This window comes from Lysobacter zhanggongensis, assembly GCF_046638635.1.
Taxonomy (GTDB): Bacteria; Pseudomonadota; Gammaproteobacteria; order Xanthomonadales; family Xanthomonadaceae; genus Novilysobacter; species Novilysobacter luteus.
On record NZ_JBJXHK010000115.1, the window covers coordinates 1 to 5,366 of the forward strand.

At 69.4% G+C, this 5,366-nt stretch carries 7 protein-coding genes and 1 pseudogene; 6 read left to right on the plus strand and 2 right to left on the minus strand.

The genetic code is table 11. The features are described 5' to 3' along the window. The 5 genes from ACKVMH_RS12525 to ACKVMH_RS12545 all read left to right on the plus strand — a co-directional run. Positions 1 to 181 (plus strand): hypothetical protein (locus ACKVMH_RS12525; protein ID WP_412700546.1); only part of this gene is annotated, 181 nt, incomplete at its 5' end. 78 nt (positions 182 to 259) lie between these two features. Next, positions 260 to 775, plus strand: coding sequence for a 3-hydroxyacyl-[acyl-carrier-protein] dehydratase FabA (gene fabA / locus ACKVMH_RS12530; protein ID WP_215219474.1), 516 nt, complete (start codon positions 260 to 262; stop codon positions 773 to 775). A gap of 2 nt (positions 776 to 777) precedes the next feature. After that, on the plus strand, positions 778 to 2,031 hold the full coding sequence (fabB, locus tag ACKVMH_RS12535) for a beta-ketoacyl-ACP synthase I (RefSeq protein ID WP_412700547.1): 1,254 nt from the start codon (positions 778 to 780) through the stop codon (positions 2,029 to 2,031). Positions 2,032 to 2,185: 154 nt separating this feature from the next. Then, entirely contained in the window at positions 2,186 to 2,635 is a 450-nt protein-coding gene (locus ACKVMH_RS12540; protein ID WP_412700548.1) for a CopD family copper resistance protein, read from the plus strand. An 86-nt stretch (positions 2,636 to 2,721) separates the two neighbouring features. Continuing rightward, positions 2,722 to 3,021 (plus strand): DUF2249 domain-containing protein, encoded by a 300-nt coding sequence (locus ACKVMH_RS12545; RefSeq protein ID WP_215219477.1) that lies wholly within the window; start codon positions 2,722 to 2,724, stop codon positions 3,019 to 3,021. Positions 3,022 to 3,067: 46 nt separating this feature from the next. Here ACKVMH_RS12545 and ACKVMH_RS12550 read toward each other — a convergent pair whose 3' ends face one another. Continuing rightward, positions 3,068 to 3,958 (minus strand): U32 family peptidase, encoded by an 891-nt coding sequence (locus ACKVMH_RS12550; protein ID WP_412700549.1) that lies wholly within the window; start codon positions 3,956 to 3,958, stop codon positions 3,068 to 3,070. Between the two features lie 10 nt (positions 3,959 to 3,968). Further along, positions 3,969 to 4,967 carry a ubiquinone anaerobic biosynthesis protein UbiU gene (ubiU, locus tag ACKVMH_RS12555; protein WP_412700550.1) on the minus strand — a complete coding sequence of 333 codons (999 nt, stop codon included), beginning with the start codon at positions 4,965 to 4,967 and terminating at the stop codon, positions 3,969 to 3,971. A 148-nt stretch (positions 4,968 to 5,115) separates the two neighbouring features. Between ubiU and ACKVMH_RS12560 the strand changes: the two are divergent. Then, positions 5,116 to 5,366, plus strand: a pseudogene (locus ACKVMH_RS12560) (hypothetical protein); the annotation flags it as partial.

The following is a 5,366-nucleotide window of genomic DNA, read 5'->3' on the forward strand; positions in this document are numbered from 1 at the left end:
CGCCGCGATGCGCCCACTGGCCGCTGCGGGCTGGCAAGGGCGGCTGGCCCTGGCGGTGCTGGAGGCCGCGGCCCGCCGCCGCGTCGGCATTGGTGCCCATTGGCGCGACGACGAGCCGGTCGGGGCCTTCGCTGACCCCGGCGGGGGTAGCCGTGCGCTGGCGTACGGCGCCACGTATTGACCGCTGTCAACGCAGGCTTCGCGACAAACCGGCAGAATCGGGGTTTGTGAAAACCGCGGAATTCCTGTGCCCGACCCGATGAGCCGTCCTTCCTCCTTCGACTACGACCAGTTGCTGGCCTGCGCCCGCGGCGAAATGTTCGGCCCCGGCAACGCCAAGCTGCCAGCGCCGCCGATGCTGATGTTCGATCGCATCACCGAGATTTCCACCGAGGGTGGCAAGTACGGCAAGGGCGTGATCCGCGCCGAGCTCGATATCCGCCCCGACCTGTGGTTCTTCCAGTGCCACTTCGAAGGCGACCCGGTGATGCCCGGCTGCCTCGGCGTGGACGCGATGTGGCAGCTCTGCGGTTTCTACCTGCCGTGGCTCGGCGAGCCCGGCCGCGGTCGCGCGCTGGGCGTCGGCCAGGTCAAGTTCACCGGGCAGGTGCTGCCGGACGCGAAGGTGGTCAGCTACGAGATCGACATCCGCCGGGTGATGCGCGGCAAGCTCGCGCTGGTCATCGGCGACGGCCGCACGCTGGTCGACGGCCGCGAGATCTACACCGCCTCCGACCTGCGGGTCGGGCTGTTCACCTCGACGGAGGGCTTCTGAACATGGCCGCAGCAAGCAACGTCGCCGGGGCTGCCCCGCGCCGCGTCGTGGTGACCGGCATGGGCGTGGTGTCGTGCATCGGCAATGCGGCGGCGAGCGTCACCGAGTCGCTGCGCGCGCTGAAGTCGGGCATCCGCTTCATCCCCGAATACGCGCAGATGGGTCTGCGCAGCCATGTCGCCGGCGCGCCGCAGATCGACCTGGTCGAGCAGATCGACCGCAAGCTCAAGCGCTTCATGGGCGACGCCGCGGCTTACGCCTACGTGGCGATGCGCGATGCGATCGCGCAGGCCGGGTTGGGTGACGAGCAGGTCCGCGGCGAGCGCAGCGGGTTGATCGCCGGCTCCGGCGGTGGCTCGCCGGAATGGCAGATTGCCACCGGCGACCTCATGCGCGAGAAGGGCGTGCGCAAGGTCGGCCCCTACATGGTGCCCCGCACGATGGGATCGACCGTCTCTGCAGCGCTGTCGACCGCGTTCGGTATCCGCGGCCTGAGCTACTCGATCTCCGCTGCATGCGCGACGTCGGCGCACTGCATCGGTGCGGCAGCCGACCTGATCCGGCACGGGGTCAAGGACGTGATGTTCGCCGGTGGCGGCGAGGAGCTGCACTGGGGCATGACCTCGCAGTTCGACGCGATGGGCGCGCTGTCGACCAAGCACAACGACACTCCAGAAACCGCCTCGCGCCCGTACGACATTGACCGCGACGGCTTCGTCATCGCCGGCGGTGGTGGGATGCTGGTGCTGGAGGAATACGAGCACGCCAAGGCACGCGGCGCGGAGATCATCGCCGAGCTGGTCGGCTATGGCGTCACTTCCGACGGCGTGGACATGGTGGCGCCGTCGGGCGAAGGCGCGGTGCGCTGCATGAAGCAGGCGCTGGCCGGCCTCGATGGCCGCGGTGTCGGCACGATCGACTACCTCAACACCCACGGCACTTCGACCCCGGTTGGCGACGTGATCGAGCTGGGCGCGGTGCGCGAGGTGTTCGGCACGGACGTGCCGCCGCTTTCGTCGACCAAGGCGCTGACCGGCCACTCGCTGGGTGCGGCCAGCGTCCACGAGGCGATCTACTGCCTGCTGATGATGCAGGGCGGCTTCGTCGCCGGCTCGGCCAACATCGAGCACCTGGACCCGAAGGCCGAAGGTTTCCCGATCCTGCGCGAGAGCCGCGAGGCGACGCTCAAGACCGTGATGTCCAACAGCTTCGGCTTCGGCGGCACCAACGCGACGCTGGTATTCGCGCAGGCCTGATCGATACCGGCGGCCGTAGGAGCGACGCGGGTCGCGGCCTGTACTTGTTCGACAAGTTCGTCGCGACTTGCGTCGCTCCTACGTTGACCTTCGCGTGCAAGTGGCCTTGATGTGAATCATGGGCGCGCTGCTTCGAAGCAGCGACCATGCCTCCATGCCGACGATCGCCTACCCGTACCTGTTGCTCCTGCACCTGTCCGGTGCGATCGCGTTCGGCGGCACCGTTTTCTTCGAGGTGCTGATCCTGGAAGGCGTCCGCCGGCGCGTGCCGGCGCGGGTGATGACACTGGTCGAAGGCGGGATCGGCGTGCGCGCGCGTCAGGTGATCCCGTGGGTGCTGCTGGCGCTGTACGGCAGCGGCGCCGGCCTGGCGTGGCACCACCGGGCTGCCCTTGCGCACCCGCTGCAAGGCAGCTTCGGCCTGCTGCTGACGCTCAAGATCACCCTGGCGCTCAGCGTGTTCGGCCACTTCCTGCTGGCGATGGCGCTGCGGCGGCGCGGCCGGCTGGTGTCGAACGTGTTCCGGAACATCCATCTGAGCGTCTTCGCGCACGTGGTCGGCATCGTGCTGCTGGCCAAGGCGATGTTCTACCTGCAGTGGTGACCCGACCTGCGGCCTGGCTGATCCAGGTCAATGGCGTACTTGCGGGCGGGCGTCATCCTGCGGGCCTCCCAACAGGCAGGTCCACCATGAGCGCGATTACCCCGCTGACGATCCAGGTCCACCCCTTCGATGCCCGCGGCATCGGCAAGCGTTTCCGCCATGCCGCCATCTTCGGCGCGCTCGAGGCGCTGCGTCCCGGCGAGGCGATGCGCTTCGTCAACGACCACGACCCGCTTCCGCTGCTGGGCCAGCTGCGCGAGCGCTACGGCGACCAGGTCTCGATCGAATACCGCCAGCGCGAGCCGGGCGCCATCGTGATCGATTTCGCGGTGACCGGCGTCGCCGGCGACGAAGGCGGTTGCGGTTGCGGTAGCGGCGGCTGCTGAGCCCCGTGCGATGACGGCATCCGGACGACGCGCGTCGTCCGGGTGCTCAGGCGGGCATGGCCTGCGGCTCGACCGGGCGCATGCCGGGTTCGCCGTGCCAATAGCCGTTGCGGGCGCCCATGCGCGGCGGCGGTGTCATCGACTGGCGTGCCAGGTCGAAGTGTTCGACCACCTCGCGGCAACCCCGGGCCTGCGGGTAGATCCTCAGCAGGTCGACCCCTAGCGCCCGCAGCGACGGCAGTTCCGGACCGAGATCGGTCACTTCCTCACCCTGCACCTGGATGCCATTGATGCGCAGGAACGGCCGTCCCTCGCGCGTCGCCAGCGGCATGCCGTCGGGATAGTCGATGCAGCGGAAACCACACTGGTCCTTGGGTACGTCCAGTGCGCGCGCGGTGAAGCAGCGGGCCGACAGCGCCAGCGGCAACCGGCCCCAGGCGATCACCTCCAGCTCGGGCATCGCGTGCCCGGCCGCCAGCATCGCCTCGCGCAGTTCCCGCACCAGCACCTCGCCCTGTTCCACGCCCGGCACCCAGCGGCGAAGGCCGTCCTCGACCAGCATCGCCATCGCCTCGTGGTTGTAGACGTTGAGCGTCGGCCCGGCGACGAACGGCAACCCCGCCTGGCGGCACAACTGCACCGCCGACAGATCGTTGGCCTCGATCCAGCAGCCGCCCTCTTCGACCAGGCGAGCGAGCACGCCGAGTTCGGATTCGGCCTCGATCAATGCCAGGCTCGACAGCACCACCTGCTTGCCGCCGGCGACGAGCTCGCGGCCCAACTCGATCCAGTCACGGGTGCCCAGCTCGCGGCGCTTGCTGCACACCGTCTCGCCCAGGTAGACCACGTCCAGCGGCCATTGGGCGGCTTCGCGGTAGAACGCGTAGGTCTGTTCGCGCGGCCAGAAATACTGCAGGGGGCCAAGGCTGAGCTTCATCGATGCGTCCTCAATGCCAGGCACGGTGGTAGGGGCCAAGCGTGGTCTGGTGCCCTTCGGCGTGCGCCGACAGGTTTTCCTGCCAGTCCGCGCGCACATGCCAGTCGCCTGCCTCACGGCGGTAGCGGTCGATCGCCGTGCGCCAGGTGCGCGTAACCGACGACACGTAGGCGACGCCGCGCTGCCGGCCTTCGATCTTCAGTGCCACCACCCCGGCCTGCGCCAATCGCGGCAGCAGTTCGAGGGTGTTGAGGCTGGTCGGCTCCTCCAGCGCGTGGAACGTCTCCCCGCCGACCTCGAAGCGGCCCTTGCAGACGGTGGGGTAACCCGCCGGCTCGTCGGGCTGGAAGCGGTCGATCAGCACCTCGTTGAGGCGGGCGGTCCGGCTGCCATCGTCGAACTCGTCCCAGCGCACGAACTTCGCCGGCGAGCAGACGCCATGGCGGTTGGGAGACGCGCCGGTGACGTAGCTCGACAGCTGGCAGCGGCCTTCGACCATGATGCACAGGCTGCCGAAGGCGAAGACTTCGATCGCGACCGGCGACTTGTCGCACAGTCGCTCGACCTGCTGGATCGACAGCACCCGCGGCAGCACCGCTCTGGCGATACCGAAACGTTCGTAGGCGAACTGCAGCGCAGGGGCGGTGGTTGCCGAACCCTGCACCGACAGGTGCCGCGGCAGCGCCGGGTAGCTGCGCGCCGCGTAGGCCAGCACCGCCATCTCGGCCGCGATGATCGCGTCGCAGCCCAACTCCGCCGCCTTGTCGACCGCGGCGTGCCACTGGGCCAGCCGCGCGCTGTCGGGGTAGGTGTTGAGCGCGAGGTAGACCTTGGCGCCCTTGGCATGCGCGTAGCGGATGCCCGCGCGCAGTTCGTCGTCGCTGAAATTCAGCCCCGGGAAAGCACGCGCATTGGTCTGGTCGCGGAAGCCGGCGTAGACCGCGTCGGCGCCGGCGTCGACCGCCGCCTGCAGGGCCGGCAGGTTGCCGGCGGGACAGACCAGTTGCATGGGCTACTCCTGAACGGGGAGCCGCATCGTCACCGGCGGGCGCGGCGCGGTCGTTGACCTGGATCAGGTCCGCGCCTACCCATCGCGGCTAGCATCGTGGCAACGGCCGCGGCGTCCCGCCGCGCGCGCTGCATCGAGGAACCACGCCATGTCCCGATTGACCGCCCTGCTCGTTGTTCCGCTGCTCGCGTTCGCCCACCCGGCGGTTGCCGGCCACACCCCGATCGACCACGGTGATGCCGGCCGCAAGGTGGCGCACGCCCAGGTCGACGAGCACGATGCACACGCCGCGCACGCCGCCCACCCGGCCGCCGCCGCGGACATCGCCGCCGACCACCAGCGCTGGGAGCCTGACGCGCCACTGCGTGAGGGCATGCAGCGCATGCGCACCGCGGTGGA

What these genes read in the sequence shown, in the direction of transcription:
- fabA (WP_215219474.1), top strand. Translation starts at nt 260, where the DNA reads ATGAGCCGTCCTTCCTCCTTCGACTACGACCAGTTGCTGGCCTGCGCC.
- fabB (WP_412700547.1), top strand. Translation starts at nt 778, where the DNA reads ATGGCCGCAGCAAGCAACGTCGCCGGGGCTGCCCCGCGCCGCGTCGTG.
- ACKVMH_RS12540 (WP_412700548.1), top strand. Translation starts at nt 2,186, where the DNA reads ATGCCGACGATCGCCTACCCGTACCTGTTGCTCCTGCACCTGTCCGGT.
- ACKVMH_RS12545 (WP_215219477.1), top strand. Translation starts at nt 2,722, where the DNA reads ATGAGCGCGATTACCCCGCTGACGATCCAGGTCCACCCCTTCGATGCC.
- ACKVMH_RS12550 (WP_412700549.1), bottom strand. Translation starts at nt 3,958, where the DNA reads ATGAAGCTCAGCCTTGGCCCCCTGCAGTATTTCTGGCCGCGCGAACAG.
- ubiU (WP_412700550.1), bottom strand. Translation starts at nt 4,967, where the DNA reads ATGCAACTGGTCTGTCCCGCCGGCAACCTGCCGGCCCTGCAGGCGGCG.